At 44.0% G+C, this 20,572-nt stretch carries 17 protein-coding genes; 11 read left to right on the forward strand and 6 right to left on the reverse strand.

All coding sequences use genetic code 11. The annotated features are described in order from the left end of the window. Window positions 1-85 precede the first annotated feature (85 nt). The 3 genes from hutI (at window position 86) to GGD38_RS11015 (ending at window position 4,793) form a co-directional block, all read left to right on the forward strand. On the forward strand, window positions 86-1,333 hold the full coding sequence (gene hutI / locus GGD38_RS11005; RefSeq protein ID WP_375300810.1) for an imidazolonepropionase: 1,248 nt from the start codon (window positions 86-88) through the stop codon (window positions 1,331-1,333). A gap of 308 nt (window positions 1,334-1,641) precedes the next feature. After that, complete coding sequence (locus GGD38_RS11010; RefSeq protein ID WP_375300809.1) at window positions 1,642-3,663, forward strand: site-specific recombinase; 2,022 nt, start codon at window positions 1,642-1,644, stop codon at window positions 3,661-3,663. 35 nt (window positions 3,664-3,698) lie between these two features. Beyond that, complete coding sequence (locus GGD38_RS11015) at window positions 3,699-4,793, forward strand: formimidoylglutamase (protein ID WP_375300808.1); 1,095 nt, start codon at window positions 3,699-3,701, stop codon at window positions 4,791-4,793. Here GGD38_RS11015 and GGD38_RS11020 read toward each other — a convergent pair. From GGD38_RS11020 to GGD38_RS11030, 3 genes are all read right to left on the reverse strand, one after another. Beyond that, on the reverse strand, window positions 4,771-7,032 hold the full coding sequence (locus tag GGD38_RS11020; protein WP_375303816.1) for a patatin-like phospholipase family protein: 2,262 nt from the start codon (window positions 7,030-7,032) through the stop codon (window positions 4,771-4,773). The two genes, GGD38_RS11015 and GGD38_RS11020, sit on opposite strands and share 23 nt — an antisense overlap. A 175-nt stretch (window positions 7,033-7,207) precedes the next feature. After that, window positions 7,208-7,657 (reverse strand): GNAT family N-acetyltransferase, encoded by a 450-nt coding sequence (locus tag GGD38_RS11025; RefSeq protein WP_375300806.1) that lies wholly within the window; start codon window positions 7,655-7,657, stop codon window positions 7,208-7,210. Window positions 7,658-7,793: 136 nt separating this feature from the next. Beyond that, window positions 7,794-9,797, reverse strand: coding sequence for an ABC-F family ATP-binding cassette domain-containing protein (locus GGD38_RS11030; RefSeq protein WP_375300805.1), 2,004 nt, complete (start codon window positions 9,795-9,797; stop codon window positions 7,794-7,796). A 260-nt stretch (window positions 9,798-10,057) separates the two neighbouring features. Between GGD38_RS11030 and GGD38_RS11035 the strand changes: the two genes are divergently transcribed. Then, the gene (locus tag GGD38_RS11035) at window positions 10,058-10,663 is read left to right on the forward strand and encodes a DUF3347 domain-containing protein (RefSeq protein ID WP_375300804.1); all 606 of its coding nucleotides are present in this window, start codon (window positions 10,058-10,060) and stop codon (window positions 10,661-10,663) included. Between the two features lie 56 nt (window positions 10,664-10,719). Continuing rightward, window positions 10,720-13,071 carry a TonB-dependent receptor domain-containing protein gene (locus GGD38_RS11040; RefSeq protein WP_375300803.1) on the forward strand — a complete coding sequence of 784 codons (2,352 nt, stop codon included), beginning with the start codon at window positions 10,720-10,722 and terminating at the stop codon, window positions 13,069-13,071. 9 nt (window positions 13,072-13,080) lie between these two features. Here the strand turns inward: GGD38_RS11040 and GGD38_RS11045 are convergent, their stop codons facing one another. The 3 genes from GGD38_RS11045 to GGD38_RS11055 all read right to left on the reverse strand — a co-directional run bounded on the left by GGD38_RS11045 (window position 13,081) and on the right by GGD38_RS11055 (window position 16,110). Then, entirely contained in the window at window positions 13,081-14,013 is a 933-nt protein-coding gene (locus tag GGD38_RS11045; RefSeq protein ID WP_375303817.1) for a phytanoyl-CoA dioxygenase family protein, read from the reverse strand. 42 nt (window positions 14,014-14,055) lie between these two features. Next, entirely contained in the window at window positions 14,056-14,898 is an 843-nt protein-coding gene (locus GGD38_RS11050; RefSeq protein WP_375300800.1) for a hypothetical protein, read from the reverse strand. 63 nt (window positions 14,899-14,961) lie between these two features. Then, window positions 14,962-16,110: a hypothetical protein gene (locus GGD38_RS11055; RefSeq protein ID WP_375300799.1), complete on the reverse strand. Its 1,149-nt coding sequence runs from the start codon at window positions 16,108-16,110 to the stop codon at window positions 14,962-14,964. Window positions 16,111-16,322: 212 nt separating this feature from the next. Here GGD38_RS11055 and thrS point away from each other — a divergent pair, with 212 nt between their 5' ends. The 6 genes from thrS to rplT all read left to right on the forward strand — a co-directional run bounded on the left by thrS (window position 16,323) and on the right by rplT (window position 20,459). Then, window positions 16,323-18,269: a threonine--tRNA ligase gene (gene thrS, locus GGD38_RS11060; RefSeq protein ID WP_375300798.1), complete on the forward strand. Its 1,947-nt coding sequence runs from the start codon at window positions 16,323-16,325 to the stop codon at window positions 18,267-18,269. A 156-nt stretch (window positions 18,270-18,425) separates the two neighbouring features. After that, complete coding sequence (gene infC, locus GGD38_RS11065) at window positions 18,426-19,013, forward strand: translation initiation factor IF-3 (RefSeq protein WP_375300797.1); 588 nt, start codon at window positions 18,426-18,428, stop codon at window positions 19,011-19,013. A 103-nt stretch (window positions 19,014-19,116) separates the two neighbouring features. Continuing rightward, entirely contained in the window at window positions 19,117-19,356 is a 240-nt protein-coding gene (locus GGD38_RS11070; protein WP_375300796.1) for a hypothetical protein, read from the forward strand. Next, a complete protein-coding gene (locus GGD38_RS11075) occupies window positions 19,357-19,659 on the forward strand; it encodes a type II toxin-antitoxin system RelE/ParE family toxin (protein ID WP_375300795.1) in 303 nt (100 codons plus the stop codon). A gap of 208 nt (window positions 19,660-19,867) precedes the next feature. After that, window positions 19,868-20,065: a 50S ribosomal protein L35 gene (gene rpmI, locus GGD38_RS11080; RefSeq protein ID WP_375300794.1), complete on the forward strand. Its 198-nt coding sequence runs from the start codon at window positions 19,868-19,870 to the stop codon at window positions 20,063-20,065. 49 nt (window positions 20,066-20,114) lie between these two features. Further along, on the forward strand, window positions 20,115-20,459 hold the full coding sequence (rplT, locus tag GGD38_RS11085; protein ID WP_132564908.1) for a 50S ribosomal protein L20: 345 nt from the start codon (window positions 20,115-20,117) through the stop codon (window positions 20,457-20,459). Window positions 20,460-20,572 lie beyond the last annotated feature (113 nt).

Raw genomic sequence — 20,572 nt, forward strand, 5'->3', positions numbered from 1 at the left:
AAGAAGCGCACTACCGTGTTGTTTCTTCCGGACTTTATTTTATTAGCGCTATTCGCTGCTTTTCAAATTACAGTATCTTCACTTTATGTCCGCATTACTGCTCACCAATATCAAACAACTCGTTAACGTACGGCGCCAATGGTCTGTACTAAGAGGAAAAGAACTGGCCGAACTCCCATGTATAAGCAACGCATTTTTATTGATTGAAGATGACACCATAGTCGACTACGGGCCTATGGAGCAACTGGCATCAACAGATATTGCATTACCAGCCAATGTAATTGATGCTACCGGCAAACTGGTATTACCAACCTGGTGCGATAGCCATACCCATATAGTATTTGCAGCCAGTCGCGAAAACGAGTTCATTGATAAATTAAAAGGGCTTAGCTATGCCGAGATCGCTGCAAAAGGTGGGGGCATTTTGAATTCGGCCCGTAAACTAAACGAGGCTTCGGAAGATGAACTGTTCAATATGGCCTGGGAACGTTTAACGGCATTGAGCAAACTGGGCACCGGCGCCATAGAGATAAAGAGTGGTTATGGATTAACCGTAGCAGGCGAATTGAAAATGCTGCGGGTAATAAAAAAGCTGCGCGAAAGATCGGGCATAACTATAAAAGCCACTTTTTTAGGCGCCCATACTTACCCGGTGGAATATAAAGACAACCACCAGGGCTATATAGATCTTATTATTAAGGAAATGTTACCGGTTATTGCCCGCGAAAAACTGGCCGACTATATAGATGTATTTTGTGAAACAGGTTTCTTTTCACAAGCTGAAACAGAAACCATTTGTAAGGCCGGTATGCAGGTTGGGTTGAAACCAAAGATCCATGCCAACCAGCTAAATTTATCGGGTGGGGTACAGGCTGGTGTCGCTTTAGGCGCTGTTAGCGTTGATCATTTGGAAACCATGGATGAAGCGGCAATAAAAATGCTGGCCGGCTCATCGACTATTGGCACCCTGCTACCAACTGCAGCCTTCTTTTTACGGATGCCGTTTCAACCGGCGCGCGCCCTCATAGATGCAGACTGCGCCATTGCACTGGCCTCAGACTTCAACCCCGGTTCTTCGCCAAGTGGTAATATGAACCTGGTAGTGAACATGAGTTGTATTCAAATGAAAATGTTACCCGAAGAAGCCATCAATGCCGCCACGCTCAATGGGGCCTGGGCCATGGAATGCGCCAATGAACTGGGCAGTATTTCCATTGGTAAAAAGGCTAATATCATCATCACCCAACCAGTGCCGTCATTGGCGTATTTGCCGTATTCGTTTGGGTCGAATTTAATTGAACGCGTTATGATAAAAGGAGAGTGGGTTGTATGAAAAAAGTTAACAAGTTGACGAGTTAACGAGGGGGATAGCGAGGCCATAAGTTTCAGGCTTCATTGCCGATTGACGATTGCCGATTGCCGACAAGAGCGTGAGCCTAGAAATTAAGCGACTCTTTCACGTTTCACGTTTTACGTTTCACGTTTTACGTTTCACGACAGCGAGGCCATAAGTTTCGAACACCATTGCCGATTGACGATTGCCGATTGCCGACAATAGCGAGCTTCGAATTTAGGAAGTCCTTTCACGTTTGCCGTTTCACGTTTCACGATTGCCGATTGCCTTAAACAAGCAACAAATTAATGATCAGAAGAAAAAAGAAAACAAACCTGGTAAAAGAATTCCTTGAAAAAGGCCACTCGGTTTCAATAAAAGACCGGGAGGAAGCCCTGAATTATCTGGTGGCTTTTGTGGCAATGATACGCCCTAACTTACCTGAATTTGAAAAGGCCAATAAGAAGTTTGCGGAAACCATACAATTTGTGCATCAGCACCCATCGGTACTTAACAACCTGCGTATTGCTATTATGGCGCAGCTCATCAATAGCAACCTGGTGCCCATGCTCACAGAAAGCGGCATCACGATATCACGCGGTGCAGGCCGCGAATTATATGCCCGGCTAAAACATAAGTTCTTACCGGCAGCGCAAGACCCTAACGATTTCTTATACCTGTTGAACCGCATCTTTTTTAAACATAACGATTATGAATGGGTTGAACAGATTGGCCGCGAAAAATGGTTGCACTTCTTTGAACTGATCAAATTATCATTTTCAGGCAATGATCCAATTATTATTAAGCAGGCCATTCTTTCCTTACAGATCTTAAGCGCCAGGGTAGCCCAACTGGGTTGGGAAAATGAGATCACCCATCATACACCGCCGCGCTGGCAACCACCCAATAATCCTTTTGCAGTTCAGCAACACCTGGTTTACCAGATAAAAGAACTGGTGCTGCGGCATAACCAAAGCCCCGAAACGGTTCGCGAGCTGGCCCTGGAATTAAATGAAATACTGGCCCAGTGTAATGAGCTGGTACAGCAAATTCGCAACGAAACGGCCGATAAAGGCACCAGCCTGTCGCAAACTTTTATTCTATTCCAAATAGAGCAAAAGCTGAACCGTATGGTGCTGTTGCTCGACATAGCTGATGCCGATGAAAAGATAAACCTAAGCCGGTTTGCCAATATGTTCATTACGGTTGTGCGCAATGAGAACCGTAAGAACAGTATCAGGGAATTTTTATCACAAACAACCGGTTACCTGGCCTACCAAATTGCAGAACATAAGGGAAAGAAAGGAAGCAAATACATTACTTCATCACCGTTGGAATATTTTCAAATGATCTGGAGCGCCATGTGGGGCGGTTTGATCATTTGTTTTGTGGCCATCTTTAAAAACCTGCTGGGTTTGCTACACCTGGCGCCCTTTTGGGCTGGTTTTGTATATAGCATTAATTACAGCTTGGGGTTTGTTGCCATTGAAGAAACAAAGGCAACGCTGGCAACCAAGCAACCCGCATTTACCGCAAGCGCTGTAGCCAGTTCGTTAGATACCAGTAAAAGCGATGAACCGCCTAACCTGTATAACCTGGCGGTAACGGTATCAAAAGTGAGCCGCAGCCAGATCGCTTCATTTATTGGTAACCTTATTATTGTTTTTCCGGTTACCTGGCTGCTGGCCTGGCTCTACGACTGGTTGTTTGGCCATCCATTGGTAGCCGGCGAAAAAGCTGTACAATTATTACAGGATCAGCATCCCTGGCAAAGCCTTTCTTTACTATATGCCTGCAATACCGGCTTCTTTCTGTTCTTTAGCGGCATTATTGCCGGTTATGTACAAAATAAAATAAACTACGGCCGCATAGGCAAAAGGCTTACCGAGCACCCGGTTTTACGGTTATCGCTTCCGCAAAGCAGGTTGCAGCGAATGGCGGAATATGTAAATAAGAACGGAGGCAGTTTGGCCGGTAATATTTCGTTGGGAATTTTTCTTGGCACCGCAGGCATTGTAGGTAAAATATTTGGTATACCTTTCGATATCAGGCACATTACCATTTCAGCGGCCAACACTTCTTTGGGAGCTTATGGAATAGGTTGGGAACATATTAACTACCGATACCTGGCCAATGTGGTAGCAGGCGTACTGGGTATAGGGTTCCTGAACTTTTTGGTGAGCTTTTCCCTGGCCTTCTTTGTAGCAGTACGTTCGCGCGGCATCAGGCTAAAAGATTATCCTGGCTTTTTACGCATCTTATGGAAATATTTTCGCAGCAACCCGCTTGACTTTATAAGACCCCGAAAACGAAGGACCGAAACAACATAATTCATCACAGGGCAAAACACATTAAATACTTCCAGATGAAACATTTCAAATTCTACAACAAGCACGATGTACTGAACCTTACAAGAATACGCCGTTTTGAGACCAAACTGGGGGAAAGCGTTCATGTACTACCAGAGAAAACCGACCTGGAAACCGCCTTACAGCAATCAACGGCAAAGTATGTAGTTTTTGGAATTCCGGAAGATATTGGCATTCGCGCCAACCATGGCACCGGCGGCGCCGACTCGGCCTGGCTACCGTTCCTTTCGGCTTTCTTAAACCTGCAAAGCAATGATTTTTTAAATGGGGAAGAAATACTGCTGTTAGGACAATTCAACTTCACCGAATTGAGCGAGCTGATAGAACAAAATGCCTATGGCTATGAAGAAAAGATAGATGCTTACCGGCATGCTGTAGTAACAATTGATGATGCCGTTGAAGAACTGGCCAAGATCATTTCTACCCATAATAAAATTCCTATAGCCATTGGCGGCGGCCATAACAATGCCTACCCATTGATAAAAGGGGTAGCCAAAGGGCTGCACAAAGCAGGAGTTTTACCTTTAGCACAAATCAATTGTATCAATCTCGATGCGCATTCCGATTTTCGTCCGTCGGAGGGCAGGCACAGTGGCAATGGTTTTCGTTATGCTGAAGAGGATGGCTATATGCAGAAGTACTGTGTTGTTGGGTTGCACGAAAACTATCTGCCACAAAACGTATGGCTCGATATTGTAAACAACCCCTTCCTTGATTTTATTACCTACGAAGATATCTTCATCCTGGAAAAAAGGAATTTCATTCAGGCCATAGCCCATGCCATCAGTTTTACCGAAGAAAATTTTACCGGCATCGAGCTCGACCTCGATTGTATTGAAAATACCTTATCGAGCGCTATGACGCCATCGGGCATTTTACCATTACATGCCCGCCAGTATGTAACTTTAGCAGCCCGCGAAAGCCAGGTTGCCTATTTACATATTTGTGAAGGCGCTACCCGCCTTGCCGATGGTCGAAGCGACGATAGTACTGGTAAACTGATCAGTTACCTGGTGAGCGACTTTGTTAAAGCACACGAAGAATATAGTGATGCATACCAGGCGGAACTTAGAAAGGAATCCCAAGATTAATATACCACTGCAGCTTATTCGTTTGATCGCTATACATGGTGCTTATTTCAAGCGGCCCTAATGCGAAGTTGTACGAGTAGGTGAGTGAGTAGCCCGACAAAAAACTTGGGTTAGTGAAAAACTGGCTTGTACTTATAAAGTTAGTAAACAACACATTGGCCCTGGCGGTAAAATAAGAGCTGGCAAACGCATTAACTCGAATACCACCCTGTAACATAGCCACCGAAGGCGTGTACAGGGTGCCTTCCTGTAAACCGGCAAAAGTGATCTGGTTGCGGTAAAGCTTTGTTAACCCGCCAATGGCAAACTCGTTCATGATGTTACGTTGATAGTCGAAGTTTATTCCACCCTGGCCGTTCAACAAAAACGTAGTACGTCGGCCTACAGTAATATAACTCTCTACATCCAGCGTAGTTCGCAGGTATGGATAGGTGCTCACGCGGCTGGTGTCGCTATCCTGATCAACAGGCACACCGTTCGACAGGAAAGTTACATTCGGGTGCTGATCGAATACCCGGCCGGCCTCGCCATAGATCTTTACACCATTCTTTGGAAAAACGGCCCTATCGAGCGAGTTATGCGATATAAAACCAAACAGTGTATTGAAGTTGTTGCTGCCTTTAAATTCAACCCCCTTCGAGATCTTGGGCGTATAATGCACCCATTCGAACCGGTGGCCCGCGCCAATACTAAAATTACGCGTAGGGGAGAACTGGAACTTTTCACCTATTCTGGCATATGTTTGTTTGTACAATCCATCCTGTTTGTATTGATCGTACGTATTTACCTCAAAGCGATCGAACTGGGTTTCCCCTACCAACGCAAAGTTCTTTAAGCGCCCAAGATATTGCAGGTGCTCGCCTCTGATACGAAAGCTTTCCCCGATATTGACAGTTACAAGACTTCGTGAATTGGTAATGAAAAAATTTCTTGCTGTAATATTGCCAATGATGCCTATTCCCGTAAACCGGTTGTAATGAATACCCAGTTTCGCAAACGTGAACGGGTTTTCAGTTACTTCAAAAACGATCTTACAGGTACCATCGGGCTGGGGTACCAGTGAATATATAATACGGCTGTAATAGCGGGTGCCATAAGCCTGGCGAACCATGTTCGAAAGCTTATGCGCCGTATAGGTGCGGTTCAGTTCAAGGTTCATGGTATGTACAAAGAATTCGGAAGAAGTTCTTTCTACGCCATGTACTTCATACGATGAAATAACAGCAGTGTTTACCAATGGCAGCCGGTCCTTTTTAAGCGGCGCCGGCCCATAGATCGCATTCAGCGAATCGGCCAGCTGTTTAAACCGGGGATATAATCTACGGCCTTCTTCAATACCCAGGTTTAAGATGGCATTGCCATCGCCAAAGCTGCCCATATTATACCTTTCCATTTTGAGTGGAATATAAATATCACATTGCGGCACTTCTGTCTTGGCATCTTCCGCCTCTCTAAAAAAAGCGATCTGTAATAAGATCTGTAACGCGTTGCGTACTTTTTCAGAAGGTAATAAACCGGTGGCCACATTACTGCCTATAACTATATCGGCGCCCATTTCTTTTACATCACGCACGGGGAAGTTGCGTACAACGCCACCATCAACCATACGGCGGCCATTAAAATCAACAGCGGTAAATACCGAGGGAATAGCCATACTTGAGCGGATGGCCGAAATAATTTCTCCTTCCTTCATCACTACGGCTTCGCCGGTGCCTACATCGGTAGCAATACAACGAAATGGAATACTGAAACGGGAGAAATCTTTTTGTTGATGTACGGGAAAGTATAGTTCGGAGAACTTGAGCCATAATTCCTGCCCCTGCAACAGGCCGCTGGGCAATCTGAAATTGTTATTTTGCCAGGGAAGCTCTATTACATATTTAGAATACTCATCTTTTTCTTCCATGAAAATACTGCGCAGGGAAGACTGGTTGCTGAGCAGCAGGTCCCAATCGATGGTGCGTGTAATTTTTTCAATACTGTCGGCCGTGTAACCAATGGCGTATAAACTGCCTATGATACTACCCATACTGGTGCCGGTTATATAATCTACATTCAGTCCGGCGCTGTCAATTGCTTTTAAAATACCGATATGAGCAAGTCCTTTAGCACCACCGCCACTAAGGGTTACGCCTATACGCGGGCGTTGAGGCAGTGGTTGAGCCGGAGTTTGGGACAAAGCTGTTTGTACCAGTAAAAAAAAGCAAATCAATACGGGTTTGTATCCTTTGACTATCATAAATAAAATCACAAATCTCAAATGACAAGATCCAAAAAAGTAAACCCAAAACACAAATTGCAAATCCCAAAGAAATCACAAAACTCAATTCCAAATACTTAGCAAGCCCTGGTCTATGGGAGTTGGATTTTTGTACTTTTTATTTGGTTCTTGGTGCTTGAAGTTTGAGATTTTTTTAATGCATTAACTCAAAATGACAGTTCATTTCAACATCATCTATGAGGGCGCCCATTTTGCGGTAAAATGCAATTGCCGGTTTGTTCCAGTTAGAAACCTGCCAGCGTACTTTTACGCAATGCGTGGCTTTCGCATGGTCAATAACTGTTTGCAGCAACCGTGTACCTATGGCTTGCCCCCGTGCCGACTCTACTACATAAAGATCATCGAGATAAAGTGCTTTACCCGTCCAGGAGAAATAAGCGAAGAACCAGGCCGCATAACCAACGATCTTTTGATTGTCATCTACAGCAACAAAACATTGGAACAAATTGTTGTCTGCTTTCATCTGTTCCACCGAATTTGTTACCCTTTCTGGTGTTTTTTGATACAAAGCAAATTCATGGATCAAATGAATGATTGCCGGGTAGTCAGCCTCCGTTCCTTTGCGGATGGTAATACTATTCATGGGATGGTTTTTTAAGGGTAGAACTGAGGTCTGATATCTGAGGTCGGATGTCAGAAGTCAGAGGTCAGAAAATACAGTTCTGCATTTTCAGACTTCCGACTTCAGGCTTCTGACTTCAGGCCTCAGACTTCGGACATCAGGATTGCGCTTCCAGCTCCATTATCTTCTCAAACACCTCCTCATATTGTTTATTCGCCAGCTTCAATTCCTCGCTCACTTTTTTGTATTCTGTTTCTGTTTGAACAAACTTATTGCGGTCTGAATAAGTATCCGGCGCCGTTAACTGGGCCTCCAGTGTTGTTTTTTGTTTGTTCAGTTGGGCTATCTTTTCCTCGAGCTGCTGAAACACTTTTTGCTGTTTCTGCAACTCCTTTTTCAGTTCTTTATTAATGGGGCCCTGAGGTTTTACCTCCACTACGGGCTGTTTAACTTCCTGAACCGGCTCTGCCTTTTTTGCTACAGGTTCCTGTTTTTTATTTCCGCCCTCTTTTTGACCACCGGCCGCCTCAGCCCGTTGCTTTTGTCTTTCTTTCCATTCGTTCCATTCTTCATAACCACCGCTAAAGGTCTTTATTTCGTGGTTATCAATTTCCCAAATGGTATTGGCCACTTTCGATACAAAATACCGGTCGTGGCTAACGAAGATCAGGCTGCCTTCATATTTGTTCAAAGCTTCGATCAACAGTTCAACCGAGTGTAGATCGAGGTGGTTGGTAGGCTCATCGAGCATCAGGAAATTCGCTTTGCTGATGATGGTCTTCGCCAGTGCTATCCGGGCTTTTTCACCACCGCTCAATACTTTGATCTTTTTATCAATATCATCGCCGCCAAACAAAAAACAACCAAGCAGGGTACGTAACTCCTGTTCGGTTTTCTGGCTGCCGGCCGCCTTCATTTCTTCTATGAGGGTATTGTTTACATCCAGCGCCTCTAACTGGTGCTGGGCATAAAAGCTTTCATCAACGTTATGGCCCCATTTGCGATCACCGGTAAACGACTCGGTGCCGGCAATGATGCGCAGCAGGGTAGATTTTCCTTTACCGTTTGCACCAATGAGCGCGATCTTATCGCCCCGGTTTATTTCGGCATGTGCGTCTTCAACGATCGTATTATTACCAAACTTTTTGGTGATGTGTTTCAACTCGCACAATACTTTTCCGGGTACTTTATCTACCTGAAAGTTGATGCGGATGTTGGGGCGCTCAATGGCCACATCTTCAATACGGTCGAGCTTTTCGAGGCGCTTCATGGCACTTTGCGCAGCAGCGGCTTTTGAAGCCTTTGCCTTGAACCGCTCAATAAAGCGTTCCTGCTGGCGAATATAATCCTGCTGGTTCTCAAATGCCCGTTGCTGCAATTCAACCCGCTGCACCTTCTCCGTTTCATAATAGGTGTAGTTGCCATTATAAATATGCAGCTGCCGTTGGTATACCTCAACTATTTTGGTAACCATACGGTCGAGGAAATATTTATCGTGGCTTACGATAACTACCGAACCCTGGTAATGGATCAGGTATTTTTCGAGCCATTCAATTGAAGGAAGGTCAAGGTGGTTGGTAGGCTCATCAAGCAGTAACAGGTCGGGCGCCTGCAAGATCATTTTGGCCAGCAAAACCCGCATCCGCCAGCCACCACTGAATTCGCGGTAGGGTCGTTGCAGATCGGCATTCGAAAAGCCAAGCCCCTGTAAAACCTCTTCGGTCTTATGGTGAATGTTGTACCCGTCGAGGGTATCCATTTCGTGTAAGCGGTCGGAATATTTGTGTAACAGGGCATCGGTTTCGGCCTGGCTGATACCGCTGGTAGGGGAGTTTTCGAGCTGTTTGCCCAGCTCTTCAATTTCCTTTTCCAGTTGCATTACCCGCTCAAAGGCGCCAAGCGCTACCTGTAAAATGGAATCCGAGGTATCAAAACTTAACAGATCCTGGTGCAAATAGCCGATAGACGTGTTGCGGCTGCGTTCCACCGTACCTTCCGAGGCCTGGTACTGACCTACTAAAAGCTTTAATAAGGTTGATTTTCCGGTTCCGTTATAACCAATTAAACCTATACGTTCGTTGGGTTGAATATGCCAGGTTGCATCTTCTACAATTGCCCGGGCCCCAAATTCAAAAGTTACGTTCGTTAATCCTGCCAGCATAAATTTTTACATCAAATGATCTGCAAAAATATAACAAATAAGGCCGTTGTGAAAGATAATAGCCAAAGTTGATGCACAGAAAGTTGCGAAAGGTCAATTCATACGAAATCCCCTGTATATGAACCAGTAATGTTAGCTTATTCTTTTATCTTTGAACCATAAAACCCCAGGTAAGGCTCGCAGCCCCGGAAATCCGGCAGGATTATTTCTGTGAATTGCCTACTGACCCTTATCCGGATCGAATACTAAACATTAACAGGATGAAAAAAACGCTAATCGTAGTTATTTTACTAGCAGTAATTGTTTTGATTGCCCGCCCCTTTTTGTGCAAAAACGAGGATAAAAACACTGATAAAGCAGCCGCAGGCGAAAAACAAAAACCTTTATCGATCTCTGACAATAGCGATGTATTTAAACAGTCGTTCACCCAATTGCTCGATGCTTACAACAACCTGAAAGATGCGCTGGTAGCCAGTGATACAGCCAAAGCATCTGCCGCTGCGCTCACCCTGCGTACCGCTGCCGATAGCCTGAGAGTAAATGAAATTAAAGGTGACAGCACCGGAGTAATAAAGGAAACTGCCGTTACTTATACCAGCACCATCAGTGGTTCGGCCCAGGCTTTGGTAGCAGAAAAAGACCTGAAAAATAAAAGAAAAGAATTTGCAATGATAGCTGATGCCATGTATACCCTTATTCGCACGGTACGGTACAGCGGGCAAACTCCTTTGTACTGGGAATATTGCCCAATGGCTTTTGACAATAAAGGGGCTTACTGGATCAGCAAAGAACGGGAGATAAAAAATCCCTACTTCGGTAGTGAAATGCTGAATTGCGGCTCGGTCGAGGATTCACTTAGCTATTAGGAGTAGTTTCCCGTTCACCGGTGTATGCCGGCAAACGAAAACGGAAACTCCTGCACATGTTGAGATTAATTGCGATAGTATTTGGGGTATGTAGTGCCCTGTGCGCCCAGGCACAGGACAAATTCACATTGAGCGGATATGTAAGGGATTCCCTGTCGGGCGAAACACTTATTGGTGCAACGGTTTCCGTTAACGGGCATGGAAAAGGAATTGTAAGTAACCAGTTTGGTTTCTATTCTATAACATTACCCCGCGGCAGTTACCTGGTAATAACCACCTTTGCCGGGTACCAAATGCAGCAACAGACCATTTCGCTCGACAAGAACATTGAACAAAACTTTCAACTTACAGCAAAGCCGGTTCTACAGGAAGTGATCGTTTCGGCACGTAAACGTGATGGTAATGTTGCCAACGCCCAAATGGGCAAGATCGATCTCTCCATTAACCAGGTTAAATCGGTGCCCGTTCTCATGGGTGAAACCGACCTGTTAAAGACCCTGCAATTATTACCGGGTGTTCGTAATGCCGGCGAAGGCAATACTGGTTTATATGTTCGCGGCGGCGGCCCCGATCAGAACCTCATTTTGCTCGATGACGCCATTGTTTATAATACCGGGCACCTGTTTGGCTTTTTCTCCATCTTCAACTCCGATGCTATAAAGAATATTTCGCTGGTAAAAGGCGGTATGCAGGCCCAATACGGCGGCCGCTTATCTTCTGTGCTCGATGTGGCCATGAAAGAAGGCAACCTGAATAAGTTTGAAGCCGAAGGCGGCATTGGGGCCATCGCCTCGCGGTTGTCGATACAGGGCCCCCTTAAAAAGAACAAATCCTCCTTTATTATTTCGGGCCGCCGCACGTATGTTGACCTCATTGCTAAACCTTTTATTTCGAAGAATAGTGATTTCTATGGCTCGGGCTATTACTTCTATGATTTCAACGCCAAGGTGAATTATATTTTTTCAGATAAAGACCGCCTGTACCTGAGCGGTTATTTTGGAAGAGATGTATTCACCTACCGCAATTCGCACCGGGCTTTTAAAGCCGATATTCCCTGGGGTAATTCAACAGCTACTTTAAGATGGAACCATGTGTTTAACCGGAAACTGTTTGCCAATACAACAGTAGTATATAATGATTATGCTTTTTCATTTGGCGCCGCACAAAACGATTTCAACATAAAATTGTCATCGGGCATTCACGACTGGAGCGCCAAATCCGACTTCGACCTGTATGCTTCCACGCAACATAAACTGCGGTTTGGCGCGGCTTTTACCTATCATACATTTACGCCCAATGTACTCAGCGGCAATCAGGGCGACAACCGGTTCTACCCAAATAATGAAATGAAAAAATATGCCGGTGAAGCCGGTATCTACCTGCAGGATGACTGGGAAATTAGCCCGCGCATAAAACTAAATGCCGGCATAAGGTATAGCCGTTTTGTTCAACTGGGGCCATACAAGATCTTTTCAAACGACATTAATGGTAACAAAAGCGATAGCATTTCCTATGGCAGGAATAAACCGGTAGAAAGTTACCATGGGTTTGAACCCCGTTTTACGCTGCGCTACGCCATTGATGACGAAACCTCGCTAAAGGCAGCTGTTACCAAAAACATGCAATACATTCACCTGGTTAGTAATGCCGGGTCAACACTGCCTACCGATCTTTGGGTGCCCAGCACCTACCGGGTAAAGCCACAAACAAGCTGGCAATATGCAGCCGGGTTGTTCAGGAACTTCGCCAATAATATGCTGGAAACCTCACTGGAAGTGTATTATAAACGAATGAACAATCAAATTGAATACCGCGAGGGTTATACGCCATCATTAAAAGATCCCGAAGAAGATTTTGTTTTTGGAAAAGGCTGGAGCTATGGAACGGAACTATTTATAAATAAAACAAGGGGCAAATTCACCGGGTGGATAGGTTATACCTTGTCGTGGACCTGGCGGCAGTTCGATACACTTAATGAAGGCATAAAATACCCGTCGAAATATGACCGCCGGCACGATCTGTCGGTGGTAGGAACCTACCAGTTCAACAAAAAATGGAAGCTTTCGGCCGTATTTGTATATGGAAGTGGCAATGCCGTTTCGTTACCCGAACGTTTTTATGTAATAGGCGGCGTGTTTACCCAGGAGTACAGCAAGATCAATCAATACAGGCTGGCGCCTTATCACAGAATGGATGTTTCGGCCACGCTTACCCCCAAAACAAACCCTAACCGCAGATGGCAGCAAAGCTGGGTGTTTAGTATTTATAACGTATACAGCAGGTTGAACCCTTACTTTATTTATTTTAGTCAGGATGGAAGCCCATACGACGGTTCATTGACCATGAAAACCCAGCAGGTATCGCTATTTCCCATTATACCCTCCATTACCTGGAACTTCAGGTTTTAGCTGCTAAGATTATGATAATAAAGAAGGCCGTTCGGTTATTTCGTGGTATTTAATAACATCGCTGGCATAGTAATGCACTACCATACTTTTACGGGTAAACGCCTTGTTGCGAATAGGCGCTCCGCCATGTATAAGGTTGGCATGCCATATTAAAACATCACCTTTTTTAGCAAGCAGTTCCTGCCGGGGAAATTTGTTCTTTTCCAATAATTCTTCAACCATATCTTCGTAATCGGGGTAATCATTTTTCCCTAATGAAAGGAACGAGTTATTGGCATTCCAGTCGTTATTGAGCAGATAGGGCAGTTTATGGCTGCCCGGGTAATAAAAGAGCGGGCCGCTATCAGCATGCACATCTTCCAGCGCAACCCAAATGGCTATAAGATAACCCAGCGGGTAGGTTGTCATATGCACACTGTCTGAATGCGCCCTTTGTCCGCTGCCATTTATAAAGTTGATGGTTTGAAAAGGCACCATTTCTTTATCGAGCAAAAAATTAAGTAGCCGGCTTATTACTTTATCCTGAGTTGCCTGGCGTATGAGTTCTGACTTTTTATTGGCAAACATCAATTTGTTACCCCATTTAAATTGCAGGGTGCCGTTCTTCATCAGTTTATCAATTTCTTCATTAATGGCGTCGCAGGTAGCTGGTGAAAAATAATTCTCCAGTATCATATATCCCTTTTCACTCCATTGAATAATATTCTGCTGAATTTGGGGCGAGAACTGTTCAAAGCCTTCCTTCTTTGATGCTATTAGTGCAGAATCACCTACATCGAGCCAGGCACGCGATTCCTTATCGGGAAAGTCTTTGCTTGAAACAGAAGCTATGAGCGATTTATGCAGGTTGTATTTCTTATACGCTTTTTTATTATGCAGTAATTGTTTGTAATGAAAGAGATTATATAACCAATGAACCGGTTTAAAATTCTTTAAACTCATTAAATGCGTATTAGAGTCAAATTGAATATGAGATAAAGATAGTTATAAAGGAACATACTTAAACTTCACCACCGCACTTTTCTGCTCGCTCGACGACAGGTGCAGCTGATATCTTTTTCGTCCGGCAGTGATCACCATAAGTGAAGTATTGGGCGGAATGCGGCCCAGGTTTTCGGCATACATCATTAACTCATATTCTGTATTGGCAAAAACATTAACATCGAGCACCAGTGGTTTGCCCGTCAACCTTTTTTTATAAAGCAGCAAAGTATTATTGAGGAATACCGATACCGTATCATCATCAATTTCGGCATTATCGTACAGTTCAATTTTAATAAAGGCTGTATCGATGGAAATGGTTTGCACCACATCTTTTTCCCTGTTCTGTAACTTCAGTTTCTTTTGCATGTTGGCCAGGGTATCGTTCTGATAAACATCAATAGGAAAGTTGCTTTTTGCTAAACGCGAAAGCGATATTTTGCCGGGCTGGCAATTGTTGTTATTGCCCATTTCGTGCCCGCGCCATTCACCCTGCAGTATATCACTAAGGCCATTTTTTGAAAAGGTAAGTTCATAGGTCTTTATGCAGGGAATACAACTATCGGGCACGTTATACTGCAAAACGGCGCTTTCAATTATTACAATGCGATGGGTGAGGGGATTGTATTTGCCGGTAAAATTTATTTTGGTGAAGCGTTCATGATCGTAACTGTACACGTTTCCCATGAACGAGTTGTTTTGCATATGAATAATATGCAGCTCAGTTGAGTACTCAGGAAAACAACCACCCGCATTTTGAGTTCTTATTCCACCCCACACACCCGTAAGCAGTTGCGCATTGGCATCCATTGTTAATACAAGCAGCAGGGGTAGCAAAAAACGCATGCCTTAATTTTAATGGAATTTACCAACTAAAATTAAGGCATGCGATACCGTTTATGTAAGTAGTTACTTCTCGTATTTAAACACTACCACCGCGTTCTTCTGCTCAGTTGAAGTGATCCTTACTTCATACTGCTGCTTACCGGCTTTTACTACCATCAGTGAAGTATTGGGCGGAATTTCGCCAAGGTTCTCTGCCACCATTACCAGTTCATGATAATTAGCATTTTCATCGAGATTTACCTTGAGGGTAATCGCTTTTTCGGTTAACCGTTTTTTCGAAAGCACCAGTTTTTTATCAAGGAATACCGATATGGTATCATTATCAACGGTACCGTTATCATAGATATTTATTTCAATTTCCGTTGCGCTGGTAGAAATGGTCTTTACCAGTTCATTTTCGCGGCTTGCCAATACTTTGGGCGTAGGAATATTAGCCAGCGGCGGCACTTTTACATCAACCTTTTTCACCGTATCAACCTGTACAATTTTTACATTAGGCTTGGTTTCGGCAGGCGCCTTAGTAACGTCTGTTTTTTGTGGTTGTTTGGTTACAGAAGTGGTGGTGGTCTTTTTAGTAGTAGTAGTGATCTTTTTAGTTGTTGTGGATTGTGTCGTTGAAGTATTAGTTGTTGTTTTTACAACAGCTGTTTTTGTTGCCGTATCTTTTCGGGGAGCGATCTTGGTTATTGCCGGTTTATTCTTTTCATTTTTACGTTTAACCAAAAAAGGCTCTTCATAAAAATCAGAAGTGGTTACTTTACGCAGAAACACAGTGCCTTTGCCGCAATTGGTTGAATCCCGTGTATTGAAGCTGCTGTAGGTTCCTTCCAAAAACTCCTCGTCGCCTTCTTTGGAATATTTCATGTTCAGGGTCATTACACAGGCGTCGCTGCCGCCGGCCATACGAACTTCCACAATTTTCAGCTCTTCAATGCGTACCAGCTTGGTAGCAGGGTTCACCGTACCCTGGCAGGTGGCTTTACCATAAAACACCGTGGTAAGGTAGGAGTAGGTAACACCCTGAAAACTTTTACTATTCTGATCTAACTGAACCTCAAATTTATAACGTTCATCACCACCCAATAGCTCCAGCATACGCCCATTGGCCCCAACAGGCGTTCTTTTAAAATTTCCCCGCCATATACCGGTAAGGTCCTGTGCCTGTACGCCAAAGCCAATGCCCAAAAGCACAAAAAGTAAAACTGATTTCATCTGATTTTGCTGATTTTATATCAGGTCCCTTTCCATAATATTCCCCTGAACCAGGAACCCCACCCGGCAAATTACTTAATAATTAGTTTTTTACGACACATATCGTAAATGGTGGTCTGCAAATTGTTCGTTAAATTTGCCGTTCTTCCGGAAATACAACACCAACGGAAATAGGTTTGTATAACCGGTCCACACAAAAAGGGAGTCTTAAAATGATTAAAATTACTTTCCCGGATGGAAATGTACGGGAGTACAACGAAGGAACCACTGGTTTGGAAATAGCCAAGTCGATAAGCGAAGGATTGGCTCGAAAAGTATTGGCCGCAAAAGTAAATGGCGAGGTGTGGGATGCCACGCGACCCATTTACACGGATTCTACCCTTAATTTATTGACGTGGGACGATAAAGACGGTAAATTAACCTTCTGGCACTCTTCGGCCCACCTGATGGCTGAGGCGGTCGAAAGCCTGTTCCCTGGTGTAAAATTCTGGGTTGGTCCGGCATTGGAAAGCCAGTCCGGCTTTTATTACGATATGGACCTGGGCGACCGCAAACTGACGGAAGAAGACCTGGCCACCCTGGAAAAGAAAATGAACGAACTGGCCAAAAAGAACAGCAACTACGTTCGTAAAGAAATGCCCAAGGCCGAGGCCATTCAATATTTTACCGAAAAAGGCGACGAATATAAGCTCGATCTGTTGAGCAACCTTACAGATGGTAGCATTACCTTTTACACCCAGGGTAACTTTACCGATCTGTGCCGCGGACCGCATATTCCGTCAACCGCGCCTATCAAGGCCATTAAGCTTACCAGCATTGCCGGCGCTTACTGGAAAGGCGATTCAAACAATAAGCAACTTACCCGTATATATGGCGTTACTTTCCCAACCCAAAAAGAGCTGGATGAATACCTCACCATGCTCGAAGAGGCTAAGAAACGCGATCACCGTAAACTGGGTAAGGAATTAGGCATTTTCACCATGGATGATGATGTTGGCCCTGGTTTGCCTTTATGGATGCCAAACGGTACCATCATTATTGAAGAGCTGGAAAAACTGGCCAAAGAAACCGAAACAGCCGCCGGTTATAAAAGGGTGGTAACCCCGCATATTGCTAAAGAAAGCATGTATTTAACCAGCGGTCACCTGCCGTATTACCAGGATAGTATGTTCCCGCCTATGGAACTGGATGGAACAAAATACTATCTGAAGGCAATGAACTGTCCGCACCACCACAAAATATTTGGTGCTGAGCTCAGAAGCTATAAAGACCTGCCTCTGCGCCTTGCTGAGTATGGTACCTGTTACCGTTACGAGCAAAGCGGGGAGCTGTTTGGCCTTATGCGTGTACGTTGTTTACACATGAACGACGCACATATTTATTGTACCCGCGAACAGTTTGCTGCTGAGTTCAAGGCAGTGAACGACATGTACCAGAAATACTTTAAAATATTTGGTATAGACAAATACGTGATGCGTTTATCGTTGCACGAACCTACCAAACTGGGACAGAAATACGTGAACGAACCGGAGCTTTGGAAAGAAACCGAGGAAATGGTTCGCCAGGTATTAATTGAATCGAACATCCCTTATGTAGAGATACCCGATGAAGCGGCTTTTTATGGTCCTAAGATCGATGTACAGATCTGGAGCGTAATTGGTCGTGAATTTACCCTGGCTACCAACCAGGTTGACTTTGCCCAGGGCCGCCGTTTCAAACTTGAGTATACCAATAAGGATAATGGTTCAGATACCCCATTGATCATTCACCGGGCACCGCTTGGCACCCATGAGCGCTTTATTGGCTTTTTGCTGGAGCACTATGCCGGTAAGTTCCCGTTGTGGCTGGCGCCGGTTCAGGTAAAGATTTTGCCAATAAGTGACAAGTTCCTGCCGTACGCAAATAGTGTTTTGGAATCGCTGAAAAATGCAGATATTCGTGCAGAAGTGGACGACCGGAATGAAAAAATTGGCAAAAAGATCCGCGATACCGAGTTAATGAAAGTGCCTTACATGCTGGTTGTTGGCGAAAAAGAAGCGAATGAAGGACAGGTGGCTGTACGCCGGCAGGGTAAGGGCGATGCGGGTAACATTACCAAAACACTGGAACAGTTCATCAACGAAGCAAAAGCCGAGATCAAAGAACGCAGGGGAGAATAAGTTTGTAGTTGCAAGTTCGTTTAGATTTCATAACTTAGAACGAGGAACAGTTGTATCCGTAACATAAATTCGAAAACAAAATCAACATTCAAAACCGGCGCAACAGATAGTAGCCTGGGCGCCACACTAAAAAAATTGTTTAATTAAAAGATTTAAATGGCATTTCCACCGCGACAACCGAGAGGTAATTTCAATCCCAGATTCAGAAAAGAGCAACAGCAGGAACATCGCACCAACAACATGATTCGCGTACCCCAGGTACGGTTGGTTGGCGATAATGTAGAAGTAGGAGTATATTCTATTCAGGAAGCTATGAAAATGGCGCAAGAGCAACAGCTCGACCTGGTAGAGATATCGCCGCAGGCTGACCCACCCGTTTGTAAGATCATTGATTATAATAAATTCCTGTACGAGAAGAAGAAGAAGGAAAAGGAGATGAAGTCGAAAAGTAAAACGGCTGAGGTAAAAGAGATCCGTTTTACGCCTGGTACAGATGATCACGACTTTGATTTCAAAGCCCGTCATGCCGAAAGCTTCCTGAAAGAAGGTAATAAAGTAAAGGCATACGTGCAGTTCAAAGGCCGCGCCATCATGTTCAAAGAACGGGGTGAGCTGGTATTGTTGAAGTTCGCAGAACGCCTGGCAGAAGTAGGACAGCCCGAAGGCTTACCTAAACTCGAGGGCAAACGCATGCTGATGATCATTTCGCCCAAAGGCAAATCGAAGAAACCGAAAGAAGCCTAAGGGTTAAAATACAATCGAGCTTTAAAAGCATTCTTCCGCAAGGAGGGGTGCTTTTTTTATTTTAGGGCTCATTTTACTTAAATTTGTTTCAAATGCCGTGAATATGACAAATTTAGTATTAAGGGAGAAGCTTCATAAATTCATAGATTCGATTGGGGAGAAAAAGGTAAAAGCTATTTATACCCTTTTTGAAAATGAGATTGAGCAGGAAGTAGAGTATTCTGAAGAATTTAAGGCTGAACTTGATAAACGAGTGGAATATTACCGAAACGGGGGTAAAATGGTTAGTGCCAGCGAAATGAAAAAAAGACTTAAAGCTATCAGGTCAAAAGGCTCAAAATAGATGAAGTATAAGTTCCGTTTTGACCCGATTGCCGCCAATGAGTATGAAGCAGCCTATTCATGGTATATTGAACGAAGTGAAAAAGCCGCTGAAAATTTCATAGCCGCTGTTGATGATGCTGTTGAAACGGTTTGCGCGAACCCACTTCGTTACAGAAAAAGCTATAAAGAACTTAGGGAGATCACATTAAAAAAATACCCGTTTTATCTCATATATTTAGTTGATGAAAAGAAGAAAACAGTTTTAATAACTTCTGTATATCACAATAAAAGGAACCCTGCTAAGAAGTACAATAAAGAGTAAACTAGCTAACCCCTTAATAATCAGCCATAACAAATTCTCAAACTCTCCGGCTAATCTTTTGTAAGTTGTTGTAAAAAAACCTACCTTTGCGCTCCATTTTACGTTTTATTGGCTATAACCATAAAACAAACATTGCCCACAAGGCCCAAAAAGTTTCCCATCAGTTTGGGAGCGCCAGCAGGGTATCACAGCAAAAGGTAGTTAACTCATGCCAAAGGTTAAAACAAACTCCAGTGCCAAAAAAAGATTCAAAGTAACCGGCACCGGCAAGATCACTCACCAGAAGTCTTTCAAGCGTCACATTCTTACCAAAAAATCTAAACGCCGTAAACGCGCACTCAACAAAGATGGTGTTGTACACAAATCTAACGTTGACTTCGTTAAGCGTTTGCTGAGACTGAAGTAATCTTGTGATCCCATTTAACCAATTTTCAAATTTCAAACTTATTTAAGATATGCCACGTTCAGTAAATGCTGTAGCATCACGGGCACGCCGCAAAAGGATTCTGAAAGCTGCCAAGGGTTACTACGGCAAACGTAAAAACGTATATACCGTTGCGAAAAACGTAATGGAAAAAGGTCTACAATATAAATATGTAGGCCGTAAATTAAAGAAAAGAGAATACCGCGCACTGTGGATAGCTCGTATCAACGCTGCTGTTCGCGCAGAAGGTATCACTTACTCTGAGTTCATCCACAAACTGAACCAGAAAGGGATCACCCTCGATCGTAAGATCCTGGCTGATCTGGCTATGAACGAGCCTGAAACTTTCAAAAACCTGATCGCTTCTGTAAAGTAAGCTTACAAAGCGTCAAATATATTGAAGCCCCTTACTTTACAGTGAGGGGCTTCTTGTTTTAATTAATATAGAACGTGAATCGGCAATCGTGTCCTGGAACACTTTATTATTTT

It is taken from the genome of Niastella sp. OAS944 (genome assembly GCA_024809215.1).
Classification (GTDB): Bacteria; Bacteroidota; Bacteroidia; order Chitinophagales; family Chitinophagaceae; genus Niastella.

Excerpts from the sequence above, each read along its gene's own strand:
- hutI (WP_375300810.1), top strand. The coding sequence starts at position 86 with ATGTCCGCATTACTGCTCACCAATATCAAACAACTCGTTAACGTACGG.
- thrS (WP_375300798.1), top strand. The coding sequence starts at position 16,323 with ATGATTAAAATTACTTTCCCGGATGGAAATGTACGGGAGTACAACGAA.
- rpmI (WP_375300794.1), top strand. The coding sequence starts at position 19,868 with ATGCCAAAGGTTAAAACAAACTCCAGTGCCAAAAAAAGATTCAAAGTA.
- GGD38_RS11050 (WP_375300800.1), bottom strand. The coding sequence starts at position 14,898 with ATGCGTTTTTTGCTACCCCTGCTGCTTGTATTAACAATGGATGCCAAT.
- GGD38_RS11010 (WP_375300809.1), top strand. The coding sequence starts at position 1,642 with ATGATCAGAAGAAAAAAGAAAACAAACCTGGTAAAAGAATTCCTTGAA.
- GGD38_RS11040 (WP_375300803.1), top strand. The coding sequence starts at position 10,720 with ATGTTGAGATTAATTGCGATAGTATTTGGGGTATGTAGTGCCCTGTGC.
- GGD38_RS11045 (WP_375303817.1), bottom strand. The coding sequence starts at position 14,013 with ATGAGTTTAAAGAATTTTAAACCGGTTCATTGGTTATATAATCTCTTT.
- GGD38_RS11075 (WP_375300795.1), top strand. The coding sequence starts at position 19,357 with ATGAAGTATAAGTTCCGTTTTGACCCGATTGCCGCCAATGAGTATGAA.
- GGD38_RS11035 (WP_375300804.1), top strand. The coding sequence starts at position 10,058 with ATGAAAAAAACGCTAATCGTAGTTATTTTACTAGCAGTAATTGTTTTG.
- GGD38_RS11030 (WP_375300805.1), bottom strand. The coding sequence starts at position 9,797 with ATGCTGGCAGGATTAACGAACGTAACTTTTGAATTTGGGGCCCGGGCA.
- rplT (WP_132564908.1), top strand. The coding sequence starts at position 20,115 with ATGCCACGTTCAGTAAATGCTGTAGCATCACGGGCACGCCGCAAAAGG.
- GGD38_RS11055 (WP_375300799.1), bottom strand. The coding sequence starts at position 16,110 with ATGAAATCAGTTTTACTTTTTGTGCTTTTGGGCATTGGCTTTGGCGTA.
- infC (WP_375300797.1), top strand. The coding sequence starts at position 18,426 with ATGGCATTTCCACCGCGACAACCGAGAGGTAATTTCAATCCCAGATTC.
- GGD38_RS11025 (WP_375300806.1), bottom strand. The coding sequence starts at position 7,657 with ATGAATAGTATTACCATCCGCAAAGGAACGGAGGCTGACTACCCGGCA.
- GGD38_RS11020 (WP_375303816.1), bottom strand. The coding sequence starts at position 7,032 with ATGATAGTCAAAGGATACAAACCCGTATTGATTTGCTTTTTTTTACTG.
- GGD38_RS11015 (WP_375300808.1), top strand. The coding sequence starts at position 3,699 with ATGAAACATTTCAAATTCTACAACAAGCACGATGTACTGAACCTTACA.
- GGD38_RS11070 (WP_375300796.1), top strand. The coding sequence starts at position 19,117 with ATGACAAATTTAGTATTAAGGGAGAAGCTTCATAAATTCATAGATTCG.